This window comes from Allocoprococcus similis (assembly GCF_054660775.1).
This window is the reverse complement of the sequence record NZ_BAAHSG010000002.1, coordinates 28,139-53,751: the sequence shown is the minus strand read 5'-3', so window position 1 is coordinate 53,751 and position 25,613 is coordinate 28,139. Positions and strand designations below refer to the sequence as shown.

25 protein-coding genes and 1 pseudogene are annotated in these 25,613 nt (G+C 46.5%); all 26 read left to right on the top strand.

From position 1 onward, the window contains the following. Window positions 1-299 precede the first annotated feature (299 nt). The 26 genes and pseudogenes from ACYQ5K_RS01090 (at window position 300) to ACYQ5K_RS00965 (ending at window position 25,590) form a co-directional block, all read left to right on the top strand. Window positions 300-2,387 carry a polyribonucleotide nucleotidyltransferase gene (locus tag ACYQ5K_RS01090; protein ID WP_195231296.1) on the top strand — a complete coding sequence of 696 codons (2,088 nt, stop codon included), beginning with the start codon at window positions 300-302 and terminating at the stop codon, window positions 2,385-2,387. Window positions 2,388-2,491: 104 nt separating this feature from the next. After that, complete coding sequence (spoIIIAA, locus tag ACYQ5K_RS01085; RefSeq protein ID WP_173688470.1) at window positions 2,492-3,409, top strand: stage III sporulation protein AA; 918 nt, start codon at window positions 2,492-2,494, stop codon at window positions 3,407-3,409. Beyond that, window positions 3,400-3,918 carry a stage III sporulation protein AB gene (locus tag ACYQ5K_RS01080; protein WP_173688469.1) on the top strand — a complete coding sequence of 173 codons (519 nt, stop codon included), beginning with the start codon at window positions 3,400-3,402 and terminating at the stop codon, window positions 3,916-3,918. The genes spoIIIAA and ACYQ5K_RS01080 overlap by 10 nt, the downstream gene beginning before the upstream one ends. Before the next feature lie 13 nt (window positions 3,919-3,931). Beyond that, window positions 3,932-4,126, top strand: a complete 195-nt coding sequence (gene spoIIIAC, locus ACYQ5K_RS01075) for a stage III sporulation protein AC (protein ID WP_008369289.1) — start codon at window positions 3,932-3,934, stop codon at window positions 4,124-4,126. Window positions 4,127-4,138: 12 nt separating this feature from the next. Then, window positions 4,139-4,525, top strand: a complete 387-nt coding sequence (locus tag ACYQ5K_RS01070) for a SpoIIIAC/SpoIIIAD family protein (RefSeq protein ID WP_173688468.1) — start codon at window positions 4,139-4,141, stop codon at window positions 4,523-4,525. Window positions 4,526-4,537: 12 nt separating this feature from the next. Next, window positions 4,538-5,752 (top strand): annotated as a pseudogene (locus ACYQ5K_RS01065) (stage III sporulation protein AE). Between the two features lie 10 nt (window positions 5,753-5,762). Continuing rightward, complete coding sequence (locus ACYQ5K_RS01060) at window positions 5,763-6,032, top strand: stage III sporulation protein AF (protein ID WP_179963124.1); 270 nt, start codon at window positions 5,763-5,765, stop codon at window positions 6,030-6,032. 2 nt (window positions 6,033-6,034) lie between these two features. After that, complete coding sequence (locus tag ACYQ5K_RS01055) at window positions 6,035-6,565, top strand: stage III sporulation protein AG (protein ID WP_179963128.1); 531 nt, start codon at window positions 6,035-6,037, stop codon at window positions 6,563-6,565. Between the two features lie 26 nt (window positions 6,566-6,591). Beyond that, window positions 6,592-7,227 (top strand): SpoIIIAH-like family protein, encoded by a 636-nt coding sequence (locus ACYQ5K_RS01050; protein ID WP_195231292.1) that lies wholly within the window; start codon window positions 6,592-6,594, stop codon window positions 7,225-7,227. A gap of 68 nt (window positions 7,228-7,295) precedes the next feature. Continuing rightward, window positions 7,296-8,888, top strand: a complete 1,593-nt coding sequence (locus tag ACYQ5K_RS01045; protein WP_195231290.1) for a peptide chain release factor 3 — start codon at window positions 7,296-7,298, stop codon at window positions 8,886-8,888. Window positions 8,889-9,082: 194 nt separating this feature from the next. After that, window positions 9,083-9,466, top strand: a complete 384-nt coding sequence (locus ACYQ5K_RS01040; protein ID WP_008369274.1) for an Asp23/Gls24 family envelope stress response protein — start codon at window positions 9,083-9,085, stop codon at window positions 9,464-9,466. A 13-nt stretch (window positions 9,467-9,479) separates the two neighbouring features. Next, window positions 9,480-9,872 (top strand): transcription antitermination factor NusB, encoded by a 393-nt coding sequence (nusB, locus tag ACYQ5K_RS01035; RefSeq protein ID WP_173688463.1) that lies wholly within the window; start codon window positions 9,480-9,482, stop codon window positions 9,870-9,872. A 12-nt stretch (window positions 9,873-9,884) separates the two neighbouring features. Then, window positions 9,885-11,147, top strand: a complete 1,263-nt coding sequence (xseA, locus tag ACYQ5K_RS01030) for an exodeoxyribonuclease VII large subunit (RefSeq protein ID WP_173688462.1) — start codon at window positions 9,885-9,887, stop codon at window positions 11,145-11,147. 4 nt (window positions 11,148-11,151) lie between these two features. Next, complete coding sequence (xseB, locus tag ACYQ5K_RS01025; protein ID WP_173688461.1) at window positions 11,152-11,388, top strand: exodeoxyribonuclease VII small subunit; 237 nt, start codon at window positions 11,152-11,154, stop codon at window positions 11,386-11,388. Beyond that, on the top strand, window positions 11,378-12,268 hold the full coding sequence (locus ACYQ5K_RS01020; protein ID WP_173688460.1) for a polyprenyl synthetase family protein: 891 nt from the start codon (window positions 11,378-11,380) through the stop codon (window positions 12,266-12,268). Before xseB ends, ACYQ5K_RS01020 begins: the two co-directional genes overlap by 11 nt. A 14-nt stretch (window positions 12,269-12,282) precedes the next feature. Then, complete coding sequence (gene dxs / locus ACYQ5K_RS01015) at window positions 12,283-14,163, top strand: 1-deoxy-D-xylulose-5-phosphate synthase (RefSeq protein WP_459777178.1); 1,881 nt, start codon at window positions 12,283-12,285, stop codon at window positions 14,161-14,163. Between the two features lie 6 nt (window positions 14,164-14,169). After that, window positions 14,170-15,003, top strand: a complete 834-nt coding sequence (locus ACYQ5K_RS01010; RefSeq protein WP_173688459.1) for a TlyA family RNA methyltransferase — start codon at window positions 14,170-14,172, stop codon at window positions 15,001-15,003. Window positions 15,004-15,009: 6 nt separating this feature from the next. Continuing rightward, complete coding sequence (locus ACYQ5K_RS01005) at window positions 15,010-15,846, top strand: NAD(+)/NADH kinase (protein WP_173688458.1); 837 nt, start codon at window positions 15,010-15,012, stop codon at window positions 15,844-15,846. A gap of 3 nt (window positions 15,847-15,849) precedes the next feature. Then, complete coding sequence (argR, locus tag ACYQ5K_RS01000; RefSeq protein ID WP_173688457.1) at window positions 15,850-16,302, top strand: arginine repressor; 453 nt, start codon at window positions 15,850-15,852, stop codon at window positions 16,300-16,302. 12 nt (window positions 16,303-16,314) lie between these two features. Further along, on the top strand, window positions 16,315-17,991 hold the full coding sequence (gene recN, locus ACYQ5K_RS00995; RefSeq protein WP_459777177.1) for a DNA repair protein RecN: 1,677 nt from the start codon (window positions 16,315-16,317) through the stop codon (window positions 17,989-17,991). An 80-nt stretch (window positions 17,992-18,071) separates the two neighbouring features. Beyond that, a complete protein-coding gene (spoIVB, locus tag ACYQ5K_RS00990) occupies window positions 18,072-19,142 on the top strand; it encodes a SpoIVB peptidase (protein ID WP_459777176.1) in 1,071 nt (356 codons plus the stop codon). A 117-nt stretch (window positions 19,143-19,259) separates the two neighbouring features. Next, window positions 19,260-20,045 carry a sporulation transcription factor Spo0A gene (gene spo0A / locus ACYQ5K_RS00985; RefSeq protein ID WP_173688454.1) on the top strand — a complete coding sequence of 262 codons (786 nt, stop codon included), beginning with the start codon at window positions 19,260-19,262 and terminating at the stop codon, window positions 20,043-20,045. A gap of 66 nt (window positions 20,046-20,111) precedes the next feature. Further along, window positions 20,112-21,548 (top strand): glycogen synthase GlgA, encoded by a 1,437-nt coding sequence (gene glgA / locus ACYQ5K_RS00980; protein ID WP_173688453.1) that lies wholly within the window; start codon window positions 20,112-20,114, stop codon window positions 21,546-21,548. A gap of 73 nt (window positions 21,549-21,621) precedes the next feature. Then, window positions 21,622-22,488: a methylenetetrahydrofolate reductase [NAD(P)H] gene (metF, locus tag ACYQ5K_RS00975; RefSeq protein ID WP_173688452.1), complete on the top strand. Its 867-nt coding sequence runs from the start codon at window positions 21,622-21,624 to the stop codon at window positions 22,486-22,488. 15 nt (window positions 22,489-22,503) lie between these two features. Continuing rightward, on the top strand, window positions 22,504-23,151 hold the full coding sequence (locus ACYQ5K_RS00970; RefSeq protein WP_173688451.1) for a vitamin B12 dependent-methionine synthase activation domain-containing protein: 648 nt from the start codon (window positions 22,504-22,506) through the stop codon (window positions 23,149-23,151). 12 nt (window positions 23,152-23,163) lie between these two features. Beyond that, on the top strand, window positions 23,164-25,590 hold the full coding sequence (locus tag ACYQ5K_RS00965; RefSeq protein WP_173688450.1) for a homocysteine S-methyltransferase family protein: 2,427 nt from the start codon (window positions 23,164-23,166) through the stop codon (window positions 25,588-25,590). The last annotated feature ends 23 nt before the right edge of the window (window positions 25,591-25,613 follow it).

Here is a 25,613-nt window from a genome sequence, read left to right as displayed (position 1 = left end):
ATGGATGTCTTCGCTCCCTGTTTGTTTTCGCAAACAATGAGCCGAACCGGTACAACGTGCATCCTCCATGCCAATCAGCATAGTGATTAACACGGGAGTGACCAGTAACCCGCGTTTTGCCCCATTCTAAAGTTAGTTATATAGAATCTTGCAAGAGATGTAAGGATATGATATAATATAAAAGATTGTGGGTAGAGATTGTGTCCGAGACCACTGAAAAGTATATTTTGAGAAGTGTATTTTTCAGTAGTTTCGGAGATTTTACCCGTCAGATAAACAGATTAAAAAGGAGAACATTTATGTACAAAAAGTTTGAAATGGAACTTGCAGGCCGTACACTCCGCGTAGATGTTGGAAGAGTTGCCAAACAGGCGAACGGCGCAGTACTTATGCATTATGGTGATACAGTTGTACTTTCGACAGCAACTGCATCCGACAAACCAAGAGAAGGAATTGATTTCTTCCCACTCAGTGTTGAATACAATGAAAAGCTTTACGCAGTAGGAAAGATCCCGGGAGGATTCAACAAGAGGGAAGGAAAAGCATCTGAAAATGCTGTTCTTACCTGCCGTGTGATCGACCGTCCGATGAGACCGCTTTTCCCGAAAGATTACAGAAATGATGTAACTTTGGAGAACCTGGTTCTTTCTGTTGAACAGGACTGCTCACCGGAGCTTACTGCTATGCTTGGATCAGCAATCGCAACCGCTATTTCGGATATCCCGTTTGACGGACCGACAGCTTCTACCCAGGTAGGACTTGTTGACGGAGAACTGGTATTCAACCCAACCGCAGAGCAGAAAGAAAAATCAGATCTTGCACTTACAGTTGCTTCTACAAAAGAAAAGGTTATCATGATCGAAGCAGGAGCAAATGAAGTACCGGAAGATAAGATGATCGAAGCTATTTTTGCAGCACATGAAGTGAACCAGAAAGTCATCGCATTCATCGACCAGATCGTTGCAGAATGCGGAAAACCAAAACATGACTATGTAAGCTTTGCTGTACCGGAAGAACTTTTCGCAGCAATCCAGGAGGTTGTAACTCCGGAAGAGATGGAAGTTGCTGTATTTACAGATGACAAGCAGACAAGAGAAGAGAACATCCGCAAGATCACAGAAAAGCTGGAAGAAGCTTTTGCCGACAATGAAGAATGGCTTGCCAAACTTGGTGAAGCTGTATATCAGTATCAGAAGAAAGTTGTCCGCAAGATGATCCTGAAAGATCATAAACGTCCGGATGGTCGTGAGATCGAACAGATCCGTCCGCTGGCTGCAGAAGTTGACCTGATCCCGAGAGTACATGGTTCTGCAATGTTCACTCGTGGACAGACACAGATCTGTACGATTACAACTCTGGCACCACTTTCTGAAGCACAGAAAGTAGATGGACTTGATGAAGCAGAAACATCCAAGAGATATATGCACCACTACAACTTCCCGTCATACTCTGTAGGTGAGACAAGACCTTCAAGAGGACCGGGACGTCGTGAGATCGGACACGGAGCACTTGCAGAGAGAGCACTCGTACCGGTACTTCCGTCAGAGGAAGAATTCCCGTATGCGATCCGTACTGTATCTGAGACATTTGAATCCAACGGTTCTACATCTCAGGCAAGTGTGTGTGCATCTTCTATGTCACTTATGGCAGCCGGTGTACCGATCAAATCTGCAGTTGCAGGTATCTCATGTGGTCTGGTAACAGGTGCTACTGATGATGATTATCTGGTACTTACAGATATCCAGGGACTGGAAGATTTCTTCGGAGATATGGACTTTAAGGTAGCAGGTACACACAAAGGTATCACAGCGATCCAGATGGATATCAAGATCCATGGACTGACAAGACCGATCATCGAAGAAGCAATTGCGCGTACAAGAAAAGCAAGACTTTACATCCTGGATGAAGTTATGGCTAAGACAATCGCTGAGCCAAGAGCACAGGTTGGCAAGTATGCACCGAAGATCATCCAGATGAACATTGATCCGGCTAAGATCGGTGAAGTTGTAGGTCAGAGAGGAAAGACCATCAACGCAATCATCGAAAAGACAGGCGTTAAGATTGATATCACAGACGAAGGAAGTGTATCTATCTGTGGCGTAGATGCAGACAGCATGGAACAGGCAAGAAAGATGATCGCTACCATCGTAACAGACTTCGAGGCAGGAATGGTTCTTGAAGGTGATGTTGTAAGCATCAAAGAATTCGGCGCATTCATCGAATTTGCACCGGGCAAAGAAGGAATGGTACACATTTCCAAGATCGCTAAGCAGAGAATCGATCATGTAGAAGATGTTCTTTCTATCGGAGATCACGTCAAAGTGGTTTGCCTTGGAAAAGACAAGATGGGACGTTTGAGCTTCAGCATCAAAGATGTTGCAGAATAGAGTTTTATAAAATCAGAAGGACTTTACCAGTATCGGTAGAGTCCTTTTTTAGTTCTATTTTTCTCCCGCTTTCCATATACATTCTTTAAAGAGAGGTGGACAAGATGAGAAGAGAAAAGAAAGATCAGATTCTGGCGGTGCTTCCGGAGAAAATCCGTGGGATCCTGCTGAATCATGGACTGGATTTTGAGAAGATCCAGGAGATCCGGCTTCGGGAAGAACAGCCGCTTGCAGTGAAAAAGGAAGGAAAGGAAGAACTTTTCACCCATCGGGTGACAAAAGAAGAACTGCGTGAAACGATGGAATATGTATCCAATTATTCCCTGTATGCATATGAAAATGAACTGCGCCAGGGGTTTCTGACGATTGAAGGAGGGCATCGGGTGGGAATTTCCGGGAAAATTATTCCGGAAAAGGGACAGATCCGGAATTTTCAGTATATTACATCGATCAATATCCGAATCTGCCATGAGATCACAGGCTGTGCGAATAAGCTGTTTCCTGTGATCCTTGAAAAGGGAAGACTTTGCCATACCATGATCATTTCCCCGCCAGGTGGGGGAAAGACTACGCTTTTGCGGGATCTGGTGCGGCAGATTTCGGATGGAAACCGCTGGGTGGAAGGAAGAAATGTGGGCGTGGTGGATGAACGTTCAGAGATTGGAGGATGCTACCGTGGCGTGCCACAGAACCAGCTTGGGATGCGGACGGATATTCTGGACAACTGCCCGAAAGCAGAAGGAATGATGATGCTGGTGCGGTCCATGGCGCCGGAGGTGATTGCGGCGGATGAGATCGGGACAGCGAAGGATGTAGAGGCGATCGAGTACGCCATGCACTGCGGGGCAACCATGCTGACGACGGTGCATGGTTCCGGTATGGATGAGATCCGCGAAAAGCCGCTGGTCAGCAATCTGGTAAAGGAAAGGTCTTTTGCCAGATATGTTGTGATGAAATCCGGGAAACATGTAGGAGAAATTGAAGGGATTTATAACGAACGGGGAGAAAAACTGTGTATCTGAAAATGGTCGGATGCCTGGGAATTGTGGCGGCGACATCCGGCTATGGATACAGCAGGGGAATGGAATATCAGAGGCAGATCACGGATACCGGAGAACTGCAAAGAGTGATCAGGCAGCTTGCGGGAGAAATGGAGTATACTTATGCACCACTCGCCCAGGTATGCGCTTCTGTTTCACGAAGATGCGGTCAGAACTACAGGATCTGGCTGGAACATCTGGCAAAAGAATTGGAGATGCCGTCAAGAAGTCTTGCAATAATCTGGGAGAGGTGCTGTGAAAGCGATCTTGAATGTCTGCTCCTTGGCAGGGAGGAAAGGGTACGTCTGCAGGAGCTTGGGATGCAGCTTGGCAGCCTGGATAAAAAGCAGGAAACACAGATTTTCTTGCAGTATGCAGAATTTCTGGAAGAAAAAAGAGGCAGTCTTTTAAAAGAAATTCAGGAAAAGCGGAGGCTCTGTAATCTCCTGGGTGTTACAGCAGGACTTTTCCTGACAATTTTGATTCTGTAAATAGGAGCGGAACATGAGTGTAAATCTGATATTTAAAATTGCGGCAGTCGGGATTCTGGTTTCTGTCCTGGGACAGGTGCTGAAACACAGTGGAAGAGAAGAGCAGGCATTTCTCACCAGTCTTGCAGGACTGCTCCTGGTTTTGTTCTGGATCCTTCCTTATATTTCAGATCTGTTTGACGATATCAGACGGCTCTTTGCTCTGTAAAGGAGGGAAAAGATGAGTATCCTTAAGGCAGTCTGCATCGGGATCGCAGGGACTTTCCTGGCATTGCAATTTCAAAATTCCAGAAAAGAATATGGGATCTATCTGGGGATTGCGGTCAGCATTTTCCTTTTTCTCGGAATGAGCCAGAATCTGTCGGTGATCCGGGAGACGCTGGAGCTGGTTGGCAGCTTTGTAAAGATTGATGCGGTATATCTGACGGCAATGCTGAAAATTCTGGGTGTGACCTATCTGGCGGAATTTGCGGCAACAATCTGCAAGGATGCCGGTTATCAGACGATCGCCGGACAGATCGAGGTCTTTGCAAGGCTCAGTATACTTGCAATCGGAATGCCGATATTAAAAGCACTGCTTCTTGCAATCCGCGAACTTGGACAGTAAAAGGGAAGAAAAATGAAACATTATTTTCAGAAATATGGCATAGCATGCATGATCGGACTTGTAATCTTCGTACTGATACTGCCGGTACAGGTATTTGCGGCAGGGGAAGATTCCTCTTCGGCAAACAGCCGGACAGAAGATAATATGACAGAAACGGATCTGGAAAAAACACAGGAGGAAACGGAGCAGAAAATCTGGGATCTGACAGAAGTAAAGGATCTGGATACGGCAATCCGGAAACTGTTCCCGGAAGAAAAACTGCATTTTCAGGATCTTGTTGAGTCTGTGATCCGGCAGGATGAGAACCTGTCTGCCGGGCAGATCAGAAACTTTGTGACGGATCAGTTTTTCTATGTGCTGAAGGTCAATAAACCGGTGCTTGCATCTATCATTTTTCTGGTGCTGATCGCAGCGGTTTTTTCCAGTTTTTCGGAAGTGTTCCAGAACCGTCAGATATCACAGACCGCCTTTTTTCTGGTATACCTGTCTGTGATTACAGTCGGCATACGGAATTTTCAGGTGGCAGCCGGGGAGGTACAGCAGGGACTCGAAAATCTGATCCTCTTTATGCGAGTGCTCTGTCCGGTCTACTTTGTCTGTATGGCGGTCGCAGTGGGAAGTATTTCTGCGATCGCATTTTACAATCTGGCGCTTTTCCTGATTTTTCTTGTGGAACTTGTGATTTTGAAATGGATCGTTCCACTGATCCAGATCGCACTTCTGATGGAAATCCTGAACAATCTGACAGAGGAGGAATTTCTTTCTAAGGCAGCGGAACTTTTGCGACTTATAATCGGATGGAGTCTGAAAAGTCTGCTTGCCCTGGTGACGGGGATCGGGTTTATCGAGCGGATCATCAGTCCGGCGGCAGATCAGGTGAAAAGGAGTGCCTGGACAAAAGGCGTGGGAATGATTCCGGGAATCGGTGATATAGTCAGCGGGACAAGCGAAGTCGTGCTTGGAAGTGCGGTTCTTTAAAAAAATGGAGTTGGAATTGCAGGGGCACTGCTTGTAACGGGAGTTGTGATGATCCCGGTCATCAATATGGGAATCCTGACGATTCTTTACAAAGGAACGGCGGCACTTATCCAGCCGGTGTCTGATAAACGGATCGTGGAGGCCATCAGTTTTACCGGGGAAGGTTATCATATGCTGCTAAAGACGGTGCTTGCGACGGCGGTCCTGTTTCTGGTGACACTTGCAGTTGCGGCATCGGCAGCTTCGTAGGAGGGATAAAATGATACAGCTGGTTTACAGGTGGATGCAGAATCTCGCCGTTTATATGATTCTTGTAACCGCATTCTTGCAGGCACTTCCAGAGAACAGCTACCGGAAATATGTCCGTTTTTTCTGTGGACTTCTTCTGACGGTTCTGCTTGCCCAGCCGGTTCTGAACCTTATGGGGGCAGCCGGACAGGTGACGGAGCTGTACCGGACGGCGGAGTATGAGCAGATGGTAAAAGAGATGGAGCATGCGGCGGATTTGCTCGAAAAGGGCGGTGAGTGAAGATGTTTGAAATCCGGAAAATAAAAAAAGACAAGTGGCTGATCATATTGCTTGTCGGACTGCTTCTGGTTGTGATCGCGATGCCTGTCTCCGATATAAAATCAGATCAGACACAGGATGAACAGCAGATGCAGAAGGTGGAAAATGCATCGGAGGATACTTATACAGATGCACTGGAAACACGGCTGGAAAATGCACTGGCAAAAGTAGAAGGAGTTGGAAATGTCAAGGTGATGATCACCCTGGCATCTTCCTCGGAAAAGGTAGTGGAAAAGGACCAGGAGATGACAAGTGAGGTGCAGGAAGGGGAGAGCGGAGGGAAAAATACCAGTTCTTCAGAGACGGCAGTTTATGCAAACAGAAATGGAGAAGAAACGCCATATGTGAAACAGGAATTAAGTCCCCGGATAGAAGGGGTTCTCGTAATTGCAGAAGGCGGAGATAATGCCGTCGTGATTGAAAATATCACAGAGGCTGTGCAGGCATTATTCGGAGTAGACACGCATAAGATAAAAGTAATGAAACATAACTAAAAAAGAATCTTATAGGAGGAAGGCTAGTGAAAAAAGTATTTAAGAAAAATCAGATTGTGATTGCGGTTCTTGCGGTGATGATCGCAGCGGCAGGATATCTGAACTATTCCGGAAAAATTTTTGGCTCGAAAAACAAAACAGCAGAGACGGGAAGCGAGATGGCAAATAAGGAGCTTCTGGATATTTCGGATCAAGATACAGAAAGTGACAGTTCCCTCCAGACAGCGAATGACGACCAGGTGGACGGGAATCCGGGAGAGGCGGTGCTGACAAACGGATCGGCCAGTGCGCTTGTGGCACAGGCAAAAGTGAACCGGGAGCAGGTGCGGGCAAAAAACAAAGAAACCCTGCAGGCGATCATTGATAATGCAGATATTGCAGAAGACCAGAAAGCAGATGCAGTTGCGCAGATGGTGGAGATGACACAGCGCGCCGAACAGGAGGTCGCAATTGAGACTCTGCTTGCCAGCAAAGGCTTTCAGGATGCGGTGGTAAGTCTTACCGAAGATTCCGCAGATGTGGTCGTTGATGTGGCGGATCTGTCGGATGCAAAACGGGCACAGATCGAGGATATTGTCACACGCAAAGCAGAGGTAAATGCTGCAAATGTGGTGATCACACCGATCCATGAAAGTACAAATACGAGTGAATCAGGGGATTGATATTATAGCAAAAATACCATATAATAAGAATTTGAGTGACATTGAGAAAATAGTAGGAGTAGAATAACATGGCAGATTTTACGAATGAGATAAAGAAAAGAAGAACATTTGCGATCATTTCCCATCCGGATGCAGGTAAGACTACCCTGACAGAGAAGTTTCTGTTATATGGCGGGGCGATCAATCAGGCAGGTTCTGTAAAAGGAAAGGCAACAGCGAAACATGCGGTTTCAGACTGGATGGAGATTGAAAAAGAAAGAGGTATTTCGGTAACATCTTCTGTCCTGCAGTTCCAGTATGACGGTTATTGCATCAATATTCTGGATACACCGGGACATCAGGATTTCTCGGAAGATACTTATCGTACTCTTATGGCGGCCGATTCGGCGGTTATGGTGATCGATGGATCAAAAGGTGTGGAGGCACAGACAAGAAAGCTGTTCAAAGTCTGCGTCATGCGTCATATTCCGATTTTTACATTTATCAATAAAATGGACCGTGAAGCGATGGATACCTTTGAATTACTGGATGATATTGAAAAGGAACTGGGAATCGCTACCTGTCCGATCAACTGGCCGATCGGTTCCGGAAAAGAATTCCGCGGCGTATTTGACCGGAACAGCAGAGAGCTGGAGATTTTCTCAGATACCAAGAAAGGAACCTCGATCGGGGAAGTTGAGAAGGTTTCCATCGACAGTGAGGAAGCAAAGAGCATCGTAAGTGAAGCACAGTTTGCACAGCTGGAAGAAGAGATTGAGCTTCTGGATGGAGCGAGTGCAGAATTTGACCAGGAGATGGTCAGCAAAGGAGAACTCTCTCCGGTATTTTTCGGATCAGCTCTGACCAACTTCGGTGTGGAGACCTTCCTTCAGCATTTCCTTAAGATGACGACTTCACCGCTTCCGAGAATGTCCGACAAAGGACTGATCGATCCGATGAAGGAGGAAGATTTCTCCGCATTTGTGTTTAAGATCCAGGCAAATATGAATAAGGCACACCGGGACAGAATCGCATTTATGCGTATCTGTTCCGGTGAGTTCAAGGCGGGCATGGATGTATTCCATATCCAGGGAGGCAAAAAAGTCCGTCTGTCCCAGCCACAGCAGATGATGGCAAGTGAACGGCACATGATCGATACCGCATATGGCGGGGATATCATCGGTGTATTCGATCCGGGTATCTTCTCCATCGGGGATACACTGACCAATTCACCGGAAAAGTTTGCATACGAAGGAATTCCGACTTTCGCACCGGAACATTTTGCCAGAGTACGCCAGGTGGATACGATGAAGAGAAAGCAGTTCATCAAGGGAATCAACGAGATCGCGCAGGAAGGCGCGATCCAGATCTTCCAGGAATTCAACACCGGTATGGAAGAAATCATCGTCGGTGTAGTCGGTGTCCTGCAGTTTGACGTATTAAAATACCGTCTGGAAAATGAATATAACGTGGAGATCCGTCTGGAGCCGCTTCCATACGAACACATCCGCTGGATCGAGAATGAAGAGATCGAGATGGACAAGCTGGTCGGCACATCCGATATGAAGAAGATCAAGGACCTGAAAGACAGACCACTGCTTCTGTTCGTCAACAGCTGGAGCATCCGTATGGTACTGGAACGAAACGAAGGACTGAAACTTTCCGAATTCGGACGTTCCTAAAAAACTTTCCAATAGAGATCTTTTATGTTACAATGAACGCATAGCGACGAGCGCAGGGAAGGGAAGAAAGTGATCGGCTGCTAGCAGACGAATCACTTTCAGCCCAGACCTATGTGAGTGCAACGAACATCGAGGGACCGGAGGTTCCGAGATGAGCGCGAGGAGCGGAAAAACCGCAGACAGGAGGACTTATAATGAGTAAAGAAGAGAGAAATACCTATAAGATAGAATCAGATGAGAACCTCGGAGAAGTACAGATTGCTGATGAAGTAGTTGCAATTATTGCAGGACTTGCAGCAATGGAGGTAGAAGGGGTATCTTCCATGGCAGGAAATGCAACCAGAGAACTGATCGCAAAGCTTGGAATGAAGAGCCTTTCCAAAGGTGTAAAGGTAGACGTGCTGGAAGGTATCGTTACCGTATCCCTCGCCCTGAACCTCAAATATGGCAGCAGTATCAAAGATACTACTTTAAAGGTACAGGAAAAAGTAAAGGCAGCAATCGAGAATATGACAGGTCTTACCGTTGCAGACGTAAACATCCGTGTTGCAGGTGTGGACATGCCGGAAGAAGAATAATTGGAGAGGGAACATGCGAAGAAGTAAAGTCAGAGAACATATATTTAAAATGCTCTTCAGCATCGGATTTGATGCGGCTGATGCAGACGAACAGATCGAACTGTATCTGGAGCAGGTAGAAGAAGCGAGTGAGGAAGAGCGCGGATACATGCGCAAAAAGGTCAAAGATATCGCAGCACATGAAGAAGAAATCGATGCGATGATCAATGAACATACAACCGGCTGGAAAACCGGACGTATGAACAAAGTTGACCTTTCCATCCTTCGTCTTGCTGTATACGAGATGAAGTGGGATGACGAAGTGCCGGTCAAAGTAGCGATCAATGAAGCAGTTGAGCTGGCAAAGAACTTTTCAGGAGATGAGGGACCGGCATTTGTCAACGGTGTACTCGGAAAGCTTGCATAAGAATCAGAGATCATGCGAAATGTATATACTGTAAAACAGGTCAATGCGTACATTAAGAATATGTTTACGCAAGACTTTATGTTGAATCGAATTTATATCAAAGGGGAAGTGTCAAACTGTAAGTACCATACTTCAGGACATCTGTACTTTTCACTGAAAGATGAGTCCGGAACGATTGCCTGTGTTATGTTTGCCGGGCAGCGCAGCGGGCTTTCTTTTCGTATGCAGGAAGGACAGCAGGTAATCGTGCTTGGAAGCGTCAGCGTCTATGAAAGAGATGGCAGATATCAGGTTTATGCAAAGGAGATCGTACTGGATGGTGCGGGACTTCTCTATGAAAAATTTATAAAGCTCAAAAAAGAGCTGGAAGAAATGGGAATGTTTGCGCCGGAATATAAAAAGCCGATTCCGAAATATGTGCGGACAGTCGGTGTTGTAACGGCACCAACCGGAGCGGCAGTGCGCGATATTATCAACATTACCAGGCGGAGAAATCCGTATGTGCAGATTCTTCTGTATCCGGCACTGGTACAGGGGGATGGCGCGTCTGAAAGTGTGGTGCGGGGGATCCGTGCACTGGAGGAAGCAAAGGTCGATGTGATGATCGTTGGCAGAGGCGGAGGCTCTATTGAAGATCTGTGGGCATTTAACGAGGAAAATGTTGCGCGTGCAGTTTTTGAATGTAGTGTACCGGTTATTTCGGCAGTAGGACATGAGACAGACACGACGATCATAGATTATGTGGCGGATCTTCGTGCACCGACGCCTTCTGCTGCGGCAGAGCTTGCAATCTGTGATTACCGGGAACTTCTGGAAACGATCCGGACAGAACGGGAAAGGATGCACCGGAGTATGATGAGAAAGCTGGAAGTCGCATCGCTTCATACAGCGCGGTATGCAGAAAAATTCCGTTACTTAAGTCCGTCGGGGAAACTTAAGTCCATGCGTCAGCAGCTTGCAGATTATGAGGAGCAGATCCCAAAAGCCATGCATCAGCGGTTGGAACAGGAACGGGAGAGAACCCGCAAAGTGCAGGAGATGCTGCCACTTCTGATGGAGCGGAATCTGCGGGAAAGCCGTCAGCAGCTTGCAATCCGGATCGAACGGATGAAGGGACTTTCCCCACTCGCCAAGCTGAATCAGGGCTTCTCCTATGTACAGGGAGAGAAAGGTACGGTAAAAAAGATTTCCGATGTAGAAACGGGAGACCGGATCCGGATTTATGTGACAGACGGGCAGATCGAGGCACAGGTGACAGAGACGAAGAAGGAGTAAGAATATGGCAGATAAGAAAAAAGAGCTTGCAGATGAAATGCCGGAAGAATCTCTGGAGGAGCTTTTTGCAAAGCTGGATCAGGTGGCAAAGGAGCTGGAATCAGGAGATACTTCGCTGGAAGAGTCCTTCGGACTGTATCAGAAGGGCATGGAAATGCTGAAGCTTTGCAATGAGAAGATCGATACCGTAGAGAAAAAAGTGCAGGTGCTGGAAGAAAATGGAGAAATACATGACTTTTAAAGAAGAAATGAAAGAAAGAACAGAAGCGATTGAAAAGCTTCTTGTAAAATATCTGCCGAAAGCAGAAGGCTATCAGAGCCAGATCATGGAAGCGATGGAGTACAGTGTGATGGCAGGCGGAAAGAGACTCCGTCCGATGCTGATGCAGGAGACATACCGCCTGTTTGGAGGGGAAGGAAAAGAAATCGAGCCGTTTATGGCGGCAATTGAGATGATCCACACCTATTCCCTGGTACATGATGATCTTCCGGCGATGGACAATGATGAATACCGCAGGGGAAGAAAGACTACTCACATCGTCTATGGGGAGGCAATGGGAATCCTTGCAGGAGATGCCCTTCTGAACTATGCATTTGAAACGGCAGTGAGGGCGTTTGAGGTCGCGCCGGAGAAGAGTCTTCTGATCGGGAAAGCCCTGAAGATCCTTGCGGATAAAGCCGGTATTTACGGAATGGTAGGCGGTCAGGTCGTAGACGTGGCATCCTGTGGCGTGGGACTGGATGAAGGCATGCTGAATTTTATCTATGAGCTGAAGACGGGAGCACTGATCGAAAGTTCCATGATGATTGGAGCACTTCTTGCGGGTGCAGATACAGCAGAACTTGAGAAGGTACAGAAGATCGCATCGGATGTAGGAATCGCGTTCCAGATCCAGGACGATATTCTGGATGTGACAAGCACCACAGAAGAACTTGGCAAGCCGGTGCACAGTGATGAAAAGAATGAAAAGACAACCTATGTCACATTAAAAGGTCTGGAAAAGGCGACAGCAGATGTGGAAGCTATTTCACAGGAGGCGTTGGATCTGCTTGCCGGACTGGACAGAGAAAATCCGTATCTGACACAACTGATACAGGAACTGATACACAGGAAAAAATAAGCGGGGTGGATGAAGTGTATCTGGAGCAGATTCACGAAGCAAATGATATCAAAAAATTAAATGAACGGGAACTGACAGGACTGGCAGAAGAAATCCGCACGTTTCTTGTTGAGAAGATCAGCAAGACCGGTGGTCATCTTGCCTCCAACCTTGGAGTCGTAGAGCTTACCATGGCGATGCATCTCAGCTTTCAGCTTCCAGAAGATAAAATGATCTGGGATGTAGGGCATCAGTCTTATACGCATAAGATTCTGACCGGAAGGAAAGAAGGATTTGATGATCTGAGAAAATATGGCGGGATGAGCGGTTTCCCGAAGAGGAAAGAAAGTGACTGTGATGCCTTTGATACCGGTCATAGCTCCACTTCGATTTCGGCCGGACTTGGCTATGCCAGAGGAAGGGATATCCTGGGGCAGGATTATTATGTGATCTCTGTTATCGGGGACGGATCCCTGACCGGAGGAATGGCATATGAAGCACTGAATAATGCTGCGGAGATGAAGACGAATTTCATCATCGTACTCAACGATAACCATATGTCTATTTCCAAAAATGTCGGCGGAATGTCCAGTTATCTCGGAGAACTGCGCACTGCCCAGGCCTATACCGACCTGAAGGATACGGTGGAAAATGTACTTGGCAGTATTCCGTTTGGCGGTGAAAAGATGGTGCGGCATATTAAGCGCACCAAGAGCAGCATCAAGCAGCTTTTGGTTCCGGGAATGTTCTTTGAAGATATGGGAATCAAGTATTTAGGACCGGTGGACGGGCATGACCTGAAGGCACTGCGCCGTGCATTTACCGAGGCAAAAAGGGTAAAAGGACCGGTGCTTGTCCATGTACTGACAAAAAAGGGGAAAGGCTATCTTCCGGCAGAAGAAAACCCTTCCCGTTTCCATGGAACCGGTCCGTTTGATATCCAGACAGGAGAGCCGATTTCCAAAGGTGGAACGGATTCCTGTACAGATGTGTTTTCCAAGGTTATGCTGGATCTGGCAAAAAAAGATGACAGACTGGTAGCGATCACGGCGGCAATGGAAGACGGAACCGGTCTGGCAGCATTTCACAGATACTATCCGGACCGCTTTTTTGATGTGGGGATCGCAGAGGGGCATGGCGTGACCTTTGCGGCAGGACTTGCCGCGGCAGGATTGCATCCGGTATTTGCTGTATATTCTTCGTTTTTACAGAGAGGGTTTGACCAGATGATTCATGATGTCTGTCTGCAGAAGCTTCCGGTCGTATTTGCAGTGGACAGGGCAGGACTTGTGGGAAGCGACGGGGAGACCCACCAGGGGATCTTTGATCTTTCTTACCTGTCAATGATCCCGAATATGACCGTCCTTTCTCCGAAAAATAAATGGGAGTTGGCGGACATGGTGCGGTTTGCGGTGAGACTTGGAGTACCGGCAGCAGTGCGCTATCCAAGAGGCAGCGCATTTGACGGATTCCGTGAATACAGAGCACCGATCGAGTATGGAAAGAGTGAGCCGGTCTATGAAGAAGAGGATATTGCGATCATCAGTGTCGGACATATGTTTGAGCAGGCAGTTCAGGTTCGGAAGCGTTTGAAAGAGATTGGATATAACTGTACCCTGATTAATGCCCGGTTTGTAAAGCCGATGGATGAGGAGATGCTCCGGAAACTGACGGTGGAACACCGGCTGATCGTGACACTGGAAGAGAATATCCGCAGAGGCGGATTCGGAGAATCTGTGACTGCTTATCTGGCAGGTCTTGAGACAGACGCAGAGGTTCTGAATCTGGCACTGCCGGATGACTATATCGAACACGGAAGTGTAGACCTACTTCGCAGTGAGGTGATGCTGGATGTGGAATCCTGCGTGGCCAGGATTATCACTGCATATATAGCAGAAGAGAGCAGGAGGGATTGATAGAGAATGAAAGAACGGTTGGATGTATTACTTGTAAAGAGAAATCTGGCATCCTCCAGAGAAAAGGCAAAAGCGATCATTATGTCCGGCAATGTATTTGTGGACGGACAGAGAGAGGATAAAGCGGGAACTTCCTTTCCGGAAGAGGTTCAGATCGAAGTCCGTGGACATGCACTTCCGTATGTCAGCCGCGGAGGACTCAAGCTGGAAAAGGCGATGAAGAATTTTGATGTATCCATGGAAGGAAAGGTATGTACCGATGTGGGATCTTCGACAGGAGGCTTTACAGACTGCATGCTGCAAAATGGAGCAGTCAAGGTGTTTGCCATTGATGTGGGACATGGTCAGCTGGACTGGAAATTACGTCAGGATGAAAGAGTGGTCTGCATGGAAAAGACCAACATCCGTTATGTACAGCCGGAAGATCTGGGAGAACCGATTGATTTTTCATCGATCGATGTTTCTTTTATTTCGCTGACGAAGGTACTTCTCCCAATCCGTAATTACCTGAAAGAGAACGGAGAGATCGTTGCACTGATCAAGCCACAGTTTGAAGCCGGACGTGAGAAGGTTGGGAAAAAAGGTGTGGTAAGGGAAAAGAGTACCCATATCGAGGTCATTGAAAAAGTAACCGATTATGCTGTATCGATCGGCTTTGAAGTAGCAGCACTTGAATTTTCACCGATCAAAGGACCGGAAGGGAATATCGAGTATCTGGTACATCTGAAAAAATGCCCGGAGGAAGAGGCAAAGATTGTGGAGAGCGTAGACATTCGGGGGACTGTCGATGCTGCTTTTGACACACTTGCGAAAAAGGATCCGGCTGAGGAGAAGAAATAAAAAGATATGGAAAAGTTTTACATTATCACGAATGATATGAAGGATGCAAACCGGAAGATCACCGTGAAAATAAAAAAATGCATTGAATCCTACGGGAAGAAATGTTACCTGGAAGAGCAGCCGGAAGAAGGAAATTTTTCAAAGATCAAGATTCCGAAGGATATTGATTGTGTGTTGACGGTAGGCGGAGATGGAACCTTTATCCAGGCATCCAGACGTCTGTTCGGGCGGGATCTTCCGATGCTTGGAATCAATATGGGCACCCTTGGCTATCTGACTGAGGTAGAGGTGCAGAATGTAGAAGAGGCTGTAAAACAGCTCGTAGAGGGCAAATATACGATTGAAGAGCGGATGATGCTGTATGGATCCGCTGCATACCGCAATGTAAGAGATGTGGCACTCAATGATATTGTTATGACGAGATCCGGCAGCATGAAGATCGTTCATTTTAATCTCTATGTTAACGGAGAGTTTTTGAACTCCTATGATGCCGACGGGCTGATCGTGTCCACACCGACGGGTTCTACTGCGTACAATCTGTCTGCAGGAGGACCGATCGTGGAGCCGACAGCGTCTCTGATCGTTGTGACACCGATCTGCTCGCATGCACTCAATTCCCGCAGTATCGTTTTCTCAGACAAAGATGAGATCGTGATCGAGATCGGTGCAAAACGGGAGAATCAGATCGAGGAAGCAGTGATCGCATATGATGGTGCGGATGAAGTCCCGCTTCATACCGGCGACCGGATCCGGATCAAAAAGGCGTGGGAGACAGCGAAAATCGTAAAACTCAGCAAAGTGAGCTTTCTGGAAACATTACGTGAAAAGATGAAAGGAAACTAGAAGATGAAAGTAAACCGACATGCCAAAATTGTAGAATTGATCAACAAATATCAGATTGAGACACAGGATGAGCTTGCCGAGTATCTGAATGAAGCGGGATTTAAAGTGACGCAGGCAACGGTATCCAGAGATATCCGCGACTTAAAGCTCACCAAGGTTCCGGCAGAAAACGGAAGGCAGAAATATGCGGTACTCCAGGGTGCACAGAACGGAATGACTGAAAAATATGTGCGCATTTTGCGGGATGGATTCAGCTCTATGGATATGGCTCAGAACATTCTGGTACTGAAAACGGTATCTGGTATGGCGATGGCGGTGGCTGCGGCACTGGATGCGATGAACTGGAATGAGATCGTTGGCTGTATTGCCGGGGATGATACGATCATGTGCGCTGTGCGGACTGTGGATGATACGATCCTTCTGATGGAAAAGATCAAGAAACTACTGGAACAATAGACAGGAGAAAGAATGTTACAAAATTTGCATGTAAAAAATCTGGCGCTGATCGATGAGGCGGAAGTGGATTTCTCTGGTGGACTCAATATCCTGACCGGGGAAACCGGTGCCGGAAAATCAATTATCCTGGGGAGTGTCAGTCTTGCCCTGGGCGGAAGATATTCCGCAGATATGCTTCGTAAGGGAGCCGATAAGGGACTTGTAGAACTGACCTTTTATGTGGATAATCCGGAAACGGTACGGAAGCTGGAAGAGATGGATCTTTCGCCGGACGGAGGGCAGATCATTATCACCAGACGGTTTAACGGAAACCGAAGTGTGAGCCGGATCAACGGAGAGACTGTGACGCTGGGACGACTAAAGGAAGCAGCCCAGATTCTGATCGATATTCACGGACAGCATGAGCATCAGTCACTGTTATATAAAAAGAATCATCTGGCAATTCTGGATGCATTTGCAAAAGAAGCCGGAGAATGGAAGAAAAAAGTGGCGGATTCATACAGGGAATACCGCCGGCTGGAAAAAGAACTTAAGGAAGCCGATAAAGACGAGGCTGAGAGAGCCAAAGAGATTTCTTTTCTTGAATTTGAGATCGATGAAATTGAAAATGCTGGAATCACTGCGGCAGAATGCCAGTCGGTAGAAGAAGATTACCGGCGGATGATGCAGGGGAAAAGAATCGCGGAGAATCTGGAAGAGGCGTATCTGTATACAGCAGGAGAAGGCGGTATAAGTGCGTCAGAAGCGATCGGACGGGCAGTACGCGCGGCAGCTGTGGCGGCAGAACATGATGACAAATCGGGAGAGCTGTATGAACAGCTGGTCGAAGTGGAGAATCTGATCGGGGATTCCGGGCGCGAGCTTCGCGGTTATCTGGACAGCCTTTCTTTTGAACCGGAACAGTTCTATGAGACGGAGAGCCGGCTGAACCAGATCAATCATCTGAAGGTCAAATACGGAGATTCGGCAGAGGCGATCCTGCAGCATAAGGCAGATGACGAGGAGCGCCTCCTGATTTTAAAAAATTATGATGAATATTTAAATGAATTAAAGGGAAAACTGAAAAAAGCAGAGGAACGTCTGCGAAAAGAATGCGAGAGTCTGTCGAAGGTCCGTAAAAAAGAGGCAAAGCTTTTGCAGGCAAAGATCGCAGAAGGACTCCAGGATCTGAATTTTCTGGATGTCTGTTTTGAAATCCGGTTTTCAAAAACTTCCGGGTACACAGCAGAAGGGACGGATGAGGTGGAATTTATGATCTCCATGAATCCGGGCGAACCGACAAGACCGCTTGCAGCTGTGGCATCCGGCGGTGAACTTTCCCGGATCATGCTTGCGATCAAGGCAGTCATGGCGGATAAAGATGAGATCGAGACACTGATCTTTGATGAGATCGATGTAGGAATCAGCGGCCGTACCGCACAGAAGGTTTCCGAGAAGATGTGCCTGATCGGCAGGAAACATCAGGTGATCTGCATTACGCATCTGGCACAGATCGCTGCAATGGCAGATACCCATTACCTGATTGAAAAACGGGTGGAAGATCAGATGACAAAGACCAGGATCCGGCAGCTTGACGGGGAAGAATCTGTGCAGGAGCTGGGAAGGATCCTTGGAGGCGCAAAGATTACGGATGCGGTGCTGGAAAACGCACGGGAGATGAAAATTCTGGCATCCGGTTTGAAAAAATAAGATTGAGCACATACTAGAGGCAGGAGAAAAAATCCTGCCTTATTTTTTGCGAAATTTCAGGGAGGAAAAAGGGGTGTGCGATGTCGGTTAGAAGTTATCGGAAAATGTTAAGTGTGTTATTAGCGGTAATTGTGGTTATAGGAGGCAGCTATTGCTACAGGGAATGGCGGGCTGGGAAAGCGGAGAGGGAGGCTTCGGTCAGTGAGCTTTCTGGGGATCTTCTGATTCCGGGAGGGATGCCGGTGGGGATTTATATGGAAACGGATGGCGTGATGGTTCTGGGGACGCAGGAGATCAGGGGAGCAGACGGGATTGTTGTGAATCCGGCGAAGCATCTGGTTAAGGAGGGCGATTATATTGTGGGGGTGGATTCTGAAAGGATCGACAATAAAAGCGAACTTATCGAACGGGTTAGAAACTTATCGAATAAGTCAGTAATTTTACATGTTCGTCGAAAAAAAGTGTATATTGATGTACAACTTCATCCGACAAAGAATGAAGTCGGGGCATATAAACTTGGAATCTGGGTGCGTGATAACGCGCAGGGACTCGGCACAATCACTTTTCTGAATGCGGATAGTGAATACGGTGCGTTGGGACATGGAATACATGATGTAGATACCGGTAAGCTGATCGAAATGTCAACGGGAAGATTATATGATACCAGCATTCAGAATATCAAAAAAGGTGAGAACGGAAATCCCGGAGGGATGGAAGGGATCATTGTCTACAATCATTACAACATTTTAGGTTCGATTACCACAAACACAGAGACAGGGATTTATGGGAAATTAGACAGGATTGAGAGAATATTTGACAGCAAAGAAGCTTATCCGGCTGCGGCAAAGGAAGAAATTCAGGTCGGAGAGGCGTGTATCCGCTGTGCGGTAAGCGGAAAGCCAGAAGATTATACAGTCAGAATCACAAAAGTTGACCTGGATGCCAGGGAGGTGAACAAGGGGATTGAAATTCAGGTTACTGACAAACGGTTACTTAAACTGACCGGTGGGATTGTGCAGGGAATGAGTGGAAGCCCCATCATGCAGAATGGAAAGATTATAGGAGCAGTAACACATGTTTTCGTACAGGATGCGACAAAGGGATACGGAATATTTATCGAAAACATGCTGGAAAATCTGAAAAAAGATTGAGATGTGCGAATCATGTCAGATTGCTGCGACACCATTTGCTTGTATTTGCAGAACGAAGAAGGCTATAATAGGTTCCATTCCAGTGCAAATTGTCACTTTAAGGAGGAGAAAGGTTTTATGGAAAAACTGAATGTAGCGATTGCTGACGATAACGAAAGAATGTTGAATTTACTAGGAGAAATTGTAGAAAGTGATAAAGACCTGAAACTGGTGGGAAAAGCCATGGACGGAGAAGACATTTATCACATTATAAGAGATAAAGAGCCTGATGTTGTACTTCTTGACCTGATCATGCCGAAAATAGATGGAATCAGTGTGATGGAAATGATAGGCGCAGATAAAACAGTAAAGAAACAGCCGAATTTTATTATTGTAACTGCGATTGGACAGGAGAGGATCACGGAAGATGCCTTTGAAAAAGGAGCAGCTTTCTACATCCTGAAACCATTTCGCAATGAAACGATCCTTCAGCGGATCAAAAGCTCCGGACATGCGGAAAAGAATGTAGCACCTTACACAGATTATACCGTATATGCGGAACCTTCTGAGGAGGACCTGGAAACACAGGTGACAGAACTGCTTCATGAAATCGGAATCCCGGCACATATCAAAGGATATCATTACCTGAGGGATTCCATTCTGATGGCGATTGACGATATGGAAGTTTTAAATGCGATCACAAAGATTCTGTATCCGACAGTCGCGAAAAAGAACCAGACTACATCGAGCCGTGTTGAACGGGCAATCCGCCATGCGATCGAGGTTGCATGGAGCAGGGGAAAACTGGATACCTTAGAAGCTCTTTTCGGTTACACAGTAAGTAACGGGAAAGGAAAACCGACCAATTCTGAATTTATTGCTCTGGTCGCAGACACGATCAGACTGAAATCAAAGCGCAGATAATTCTTTTCAAACGAACGAAATTGCGGTATAATTATAAATAAGCCGCGAGAGTAAGGAGGGTGTTAAATGAAAAAAGTATTATTTGTGGCATCTGAATCAGTTCCGTTTATCAAAACCGGGGGATTAGCCGATGTAGTGGGATCACTTCCAAAATATTTTGACAAGAACAAATACGATGTACGTGTTATGCTTCCAAAGTATATGTGCATGAAAGATGAATGGAAAGATAAACTTTCTTACAGACTTCATTTCTATATGGATCTGAACTGGAGACAGCAGTATGTAGGGATTCTCGAACTTCAGCATGAAGGAATCACTTTTTATTTCATAGACAATGAATATTATTTTAATGGTCCGAAGCCATATGGTGATATTGCATACGATATTGAGAAGTTTGCATTCTTTTCAAAAGCAGCCTTAAGTGCACTGCCGCTTCTGGATTTCAGACCGGATATCATTCACTGCCATGACTGGCAGACCGGGCTTGTTCCGATTTATCTGGATAATTTCCGCTATAACAATGAGTTTTTCCGTGGAATCAAGACCGTGATCACCATACATAACCTCAAATTCCAGGGTGTCTGGGATAAGAAGACGGTTATGGATATCACCGGACTTCCGGCATACTATTTCTCACCGGATAAGCTGGAAGCATATGACGATGCCAACTATCTGAAAGGCGGAATCGTCTACGCTGACCGTGTGACAACGGTAAGCAGCAGCTATGCGGAAGAGATCAAGACACCGTTCTATGGGGAGAAGCTGGAAGGACTGATGCAGGCAAGAGCAAACTGCCTGTCGGGAATTGTCAATGGTATTGATTACGGTGATTTCAATCCGGCAACAGATACCAACATTGCAAGAACTTACTCTGTCGAAAACTTCCGCAAGGAAAAAGTAAAAAATAAAATGGCTCTGCAGGAAGAACTCGGACTGGAGAGAGATCCGCACCGTATGATGATCGGTATCGTATCCAGACTGACCGACCAGAAAGGCTTTGACCTGATCGACTGTGTGATGGATGAACTTTGCCAGGATGCGGTTCAGATCGTCGTACTCGGTACCGGAGATGAGAGATACGAGAACATGTTCCGTCATTTCGCATGGAAGTATCCGGATAAGGTATCTGCACAGATCTATTATTCAGAGCCGATGTCTCATAAGATCTATGCATCCTGTGATGCATTCCTGATGCCGTCGTTATTTGAACCATGTGGACTGAGCCAGCTGATGAGTCTGAGATATGGTACAGTGCCGATCGTAAGAGAGACAGGCGGACTCAAAGATACTGTAGAAGCTTACAACGAATACGAGAAGACCGGAACCGGATTCAGTTTCACCAATTACAATGCGCATGAGATGCTTGCAACCGTAAGATATGCAGAACAGATTTACTATGATAAGAAGCGTGACTGGAACAAGATCGTAGAGCGTGGTATGGAAAAAGACTTCTCATGGAAGAATTCAGCCAAGCTTTACGAAGATCTTTACGAAAATATGTAAAATGCATTCTGGTAATCTGCCGGAAAATATGGTATCATGAAATGAAAAATTTTACAGAGGAGAAACATTCATTATGAGGATTATAGACAAAATTAAAGCAGACGGAGTACATATTTCCTTTGAAGTGTTTCCACCGAAGACGGATGCGGGCTTTGAATCCGTGTTAAAAGCAACGGATGGAATCGCAGAACTTAACCCGTCATTTATCAGTGTTACCTATGGAGCCGGTGGTGGAACCAGTAAGAATACGGTTAAGATTGCAAGTCATATCAAGAATGACCTGAAGATTCCGGCACTTGCACATCTGACCTGTGTGTCCTCAACAAAGGAAGAGGTACATAAGGTCATCGGACAGCTTCAGAAAGAAGGGGTTGAGAATATCCTTGCACTCAGAGGAGACATCCCGCAGGATGGACAGTTTCCACTTCCGGGACAGTATTCTCATGCCTGTGAACTGATCGAAGACATCAAAAAAACGGGAGACTTCTGCATCGGAGCTGCATGCTATCCGGAAGGACATGTAGAGATGGAACACAAGAAAGATGATATCCGTTATCTCAAAGAAAAGGTAGATTGTGGAGTGGATTTTATTACCACACAGATGTTTTTCAATAATGATATTTTCTATAATTTCCTGTATCGTATCCGTGAACAGGGAATCATGATACCGGTGCTTCCGGGCATCATGCCGATCACAACGAAAAAGCAGCTCGCAAGAAGCTGTGCCCTTTCAGGAACTGCTGTTCCGCAGAGATTCCGTGCGATTGTCGATTATTTCGGAGATGATCCGGCAGCGATGAAGCAGGCGGGAATTGCATATGCGACCGACCAGATCATTGACCTGATCGCAAATGGAGTCCGCAATATCCACGTATATTCGATGAACAAACCGGAAGTGGCTGCTGCAATCATGCAGAACCTTTCAGAAATCGTAAAATAAAGGAACGTAAGAAAGATGACAGATGCCAGAACGAAAGAAGCAATTCGTTATCTGGGATATGGAAGACATGCGGTAGATGAACAGACGCTTGCGCTGATCGATGTTTCCTTCGGGGAACTCGATCAGACCACGCAGGCAAAATCCGTCTATCGCATTTTTGACTGTAAAGTTACAGGAGAAGACCAGGTGACGATCGGAAAAATGAATATTAAAAGCAGAAGTCTCGGAAAGAATCTCAGAGGCTGCAAAGAAGCAGTTGTATTTGGCGCAACACTCGGTACCGGTGTCGATATGCTGATGAAACGTTATTCACTGACAGATATGGCGAAATCTGTCGTATTGCAGGCATGCGCAGCTGCATATCTGGAGGAGTACTGTGACGATCTGCAGCTTTCGATCGAAGAAGAGTTAAAAGCGCAGAATAAATGGCTCAGACCGAGATTCAGTCCGGGATACGGTGATTTTGATATCCATCATCAGGACGATATCTTACGGATGCTGGATACGGCAAAGAAGATCGGACTTACCATGACAGACAGCTATATGCTCACACCGACAAAATCGGTGACTGCACTCATTGGGATCAGTGATACGCAGGAAAAATGCCACATCAAAGGCTGCGAAGTGTGTGAGAAGAAGGACTGCATTTACAGAAGAAATTAAGGAGCGTAGGGTATGAATATCAGAGAACGTTTGGGAAAAGAACTTTTATTTTTAGATGGAGGAATGGGAACTCTTCTGCAGGCAGAAGGACTTGCACCGGGAGAGCTTCCGGAGACCTGGAACATCGAGCATCCGGAGAAGGTGGAAGCGATTCACCGCAGATATTACGAAGCAGGAAGTGATGTGGTTCTTGCAAATACCTTTGGCGCTAATGTCTGCAAATTCCATGATGACAGATATACGGTTGAAGAAGTGATCCGTGCAGGGATTGCAAATGCAAAAAGAGCAGGGGAGCAGATCGGAAAAGAGACTTATGTGGCACTGGATATGGGACCGACCGGAAAGCTGTTAAAACCAATGGGAGATCTGGATTTTGATGATGCTTATGAAGCGTTTGCAGAAGCCGTCCGCTATGGAGAAAAGTACGGTGCAGACCTGATCCATATCGAGACCATGAGTGATACCTATGAGGTAAAGGCAGCCATTCTTGCAGCAAAAGAAAATTCTTCTCTTCCGGTATTCGTAACCATGATCTTTGACGAAAGAGGAAAGCTTCTGACAGGTGGGGATGTCCCTTCTGTTGTGGCAATGCTGGAAGGACTTCGCGTAGATGCACTGGGACTGAACTGTGGACTTGGACCGAAACAGATGCTTCCAATCCTGGAGGATTTAAGAAGATATACCTCCCTTCCGGTCATTGTGAAGCCAAATGCCGGACTTCCGAAGCAGAAGAACGGGGAAACGTATTACGATGTAGAGCCGGATGAGTTTGCCCGGATCATGCAGGAGGTTGTGAAGGGAGGAGCCTGTGTGATCGGCGGATGCTGCGGAACGACACCGGAGCATATTAAAAAGCTGGTAGAAGAATGCAAAGATCTTCCATTGTGCGGGATCGAGAAAAAGCATGATACGATCGTATCTTCTTATGGACAGGCTGTGATCCTGGATGATATGCCGCGTATCATCGGAGAAAGAATCAACCCGACCGGAAAGAAGAAATTCAAAGAAGCGCTGAAAAATGAAGATATGGACTACATCCTGAAAGAAGCGATCACGCAGCAGGATAAGGGTGCGCACATTCTGGATGTCAATGTAGGACTTCCGGATATTGACGAAGTTGCCATGATGGAAAAAGTTGTAAAAGAACTGCAGAGCGTGACCAGTCTTCCGCTTCAGATTGACACAGTAGATGGAAAGGCTATGGAACGCGCAATGCGTATCTACAATGGAAAGCCGATGATCAATTCTGTAAACGGAAAGCAGGTTTCTATGGACGAAGTATTCCCTCTGATCCGGAAATACGGCGGTGTAGTTGTCGGACTGACCATTGATGAAGAGGGGATTCCGAAGGATGCAGAAGGCCGTGTGCGTGTTGCGGGTAAGATCATCAACGAAGCAGCCAAATACGGAATCGACAAGAAAGATATCGTGATCGACGTGCTGACCATGACCATCAGTTCGGAAAAAGACGGGGCAAAGGTTACTCTGGAAGCACTGAAGAGAGTACGGGAAGAATTCGGTGTCAGGACCGTTCTTGGAGTATCGAATATTTCCTTTGGACTTCCAAGGCGTCCGATCGTCAACAGTTATTTCTATGCGATGGCAATGCAGAATGGACTGACGGCAGGAATCATCAATCCATCCTCAGAAGATATGATGAAGGCTTATCGTTCTTATAATGCACTGATGGGCTTTGATGAAAATTGTACGAATTATATCAGTACTTATGCGGGAACCACAGAAACGGTGACTGTCCAGGCCTCACAGACAGGTACAGCAACAGGAAGCGCGTCAAAAACAGCAGACGGTAAGATGACGCTCAAGTATGCGATCGAACGTGGACTCAAAGAAGAGGCGCATCATATTACCCGCGAGCTGATCGGTACAAGGGAACCGCTGGATATCATCCAGGAGGAGCTGATCCCGGCACTGAACGTGGTCGGTGATGGATTTGAGAAAGGAACCGTGTTCCTTCCGCAGCTTCTGATGAGTGCAGATGCTGCGAAGATTGCTTTTGCGGTTATCAAGGATGTGCTTGCTTCATCCGGACAGGAAGAAGAAAAGAAGGAGAAGATCATCCTTGCAACCGTAAAAGGTGATATCCATGATATCGGAAAGAATATCGTGAAAGTTCTTCTCGAAAATTATGGTTTTGATGTGATCGATCTCGGAAAGGATGTGCCGCCGGAGGCGATCGTAGAAAAAGCGGTTGAGGAGAATGTCACTTTGGTAGGCTTAAGTGCCCTGATGACCACAACTGTAGTCAGCATGGAAGAGACGATCAAACTTTTAAGAGAGAAAAAACCGGACTGTAAAGTCATGGTAGGCGGGGCTGTTCTGAACCAGGATTACGCGGATATGATCGGGGCGGATTTCTATGGAAAAGATGCCATGCAGTCCGTACACTATGCGCAGAAATTCTTTGGCATGGCGGAGTAGGAACTGTAAGGCAGATACAAAAG

Bases quoted from the DNA above. Each gene is read 5' to 3' on its own strand.
- ACYQ5K_RS01020 (WP_173688460.1), top strand. From the start codon at position 11,378: ATGACTTTTAAAGAAGAAATGAAAGAAAGAACAGAAGCGATTGAAAAG.
- argR (WP_173688457.1), top strand. From the start codon at position 15,850: ATGAAAGTAAACCGACATGCCAAAATTGTAGAATTGATCAACAAATAT.
- spoIIIAA (WP_173688470.1), top strand. From the start codon at position 2,492: ATGAGAAGAGAAAAGAAAGATCAGATTCTGGCGGTGCTTCCGGAGAAA.
- ACYQ5K_RS01010 (WP_173688459.1), top strand. From the start codon at position 14,170: ATGAAAGAACGGTTGGATGTATTACTTGTAAAGAGAAATCTGGCATCC.
- ACYQ5K_RS01055 (WP_179963128.1), top strand. From the start codon at position 6,035: ATGTTTGAAATCCGGAAAATAAAAAAAGACAAGTGGCTGATCATATTG.
- ACYQ5K_RS01070 (WP_173688468.1), top strand. From the start codon at position 4,139: ATGAGTATCCTTAAGGCAGTCTGCATCGGGATCGCAGGGACTTTCCTG.
- ACYQ5K_RS00970 (WP_173688451.1), top strand. From the start codon at position 22,504: ATGACAGATGCCAGAACGAAAGAAGCAATTCGTTATCTGGGATATGGA.
- ACYQ5K_RS01040 (WP_008369274.1), top strand. From the start codon at position 9,083: ATGAGTAAAGAAGAGAGAAATACCTATAAGATAGAATCAGATGAGAAC.
- xseB (WP_173688461.1), top strand. From the start codon at position 11,152: ATGGCAGATAAGAAAAAAGAGCTTGCAGATGAAATGCCGGAAGAATCT.
- ACYQ5K_RS01005 (WP_173688458.1), top strand. From the start codon at position 15,010: ATGGAAAAGTTTTACATTATCACGAATGATATGAAGGATGCAAACCGG.
- recN (WP_459777177.1), top strand. From the start codon at position 16,315: ATGTTACAAAATTTGCATGTAAAAAATCTGGCGCTGATCGATGAGGCG.
- nusB (WP_173688463.1), top strand. From the start codon at position 9,480: ATGCGAAGAAGTAAAGTCAGAGAACATATATTTAAAATGCTCTTCAGC.
- glgA (WP_173688453.1), top strand. From the start codon at position 20,112: ATGAAAAAAGTATTATTTGTGGCATCTGAATCAGTTCCGTTTATCAAA.
- ACYQ5K_RS01090 (WP_195231296.1), top strand. From the start codon at position 300: ATGTACAAAAAGTTTGAAATGGAACTTGCAGGCCGTACACTCCGCGTA.
- ACYQ5K_RS01045 (WP_195231290.1), top strand. From the start codon at position 7,296: ATGGCAGATTTTACGAATGAGATAAAGAAAAGAAGAACATTTGCGATC.
- metF (WP_173688452.1), top strand. From the start codon at position 21,622: ATGAGGATTATAGACAAAATTAAAGCAGACGGAGTACATATTTCCTTT.
- spoIIIAC (WP_008369289.1), top strand. From the start codon at position 3,932: ATGAGTGTAAATCTGATATTTAAAATTGCGGCAGTCGGGATTCTGGTT.
- xseA (WP_173688462.1), top strand. From the start codon at position 9,885: ATGCGAAATGTATATACTGTAAAACAGGTCAATGCGTACATTAAGAAT.
- ACYQ5K_RS00965 (WP_173688450.1), top strand. From the start codon at position 23,164: ATGAATATCAGAGAACGTTTGGGAAAAGAACTTTTATTTTTAGATGGA.
- spoIVB (WP_459777176.1), top strand. From the start codon at position 18,072: ATGTCGGTTAGAAGTTATCGGAAAATGTTAAGTGTGTTATTAGCGGTA.
- ACYQ5K_RS01060 (WP_179963124.1), top strand. From the start codon at position 5,763: ATGATACAGCTGGTTTACAGGTGGATGCAGAATCTCGCCGTTTATATG.
- spo0A (WP_173688454.1), top strand. From the start codon at position 19,260: ATGGAAAAACTGAATGTAGCGATTGCTGACGATAACGAAAGAATGTTG.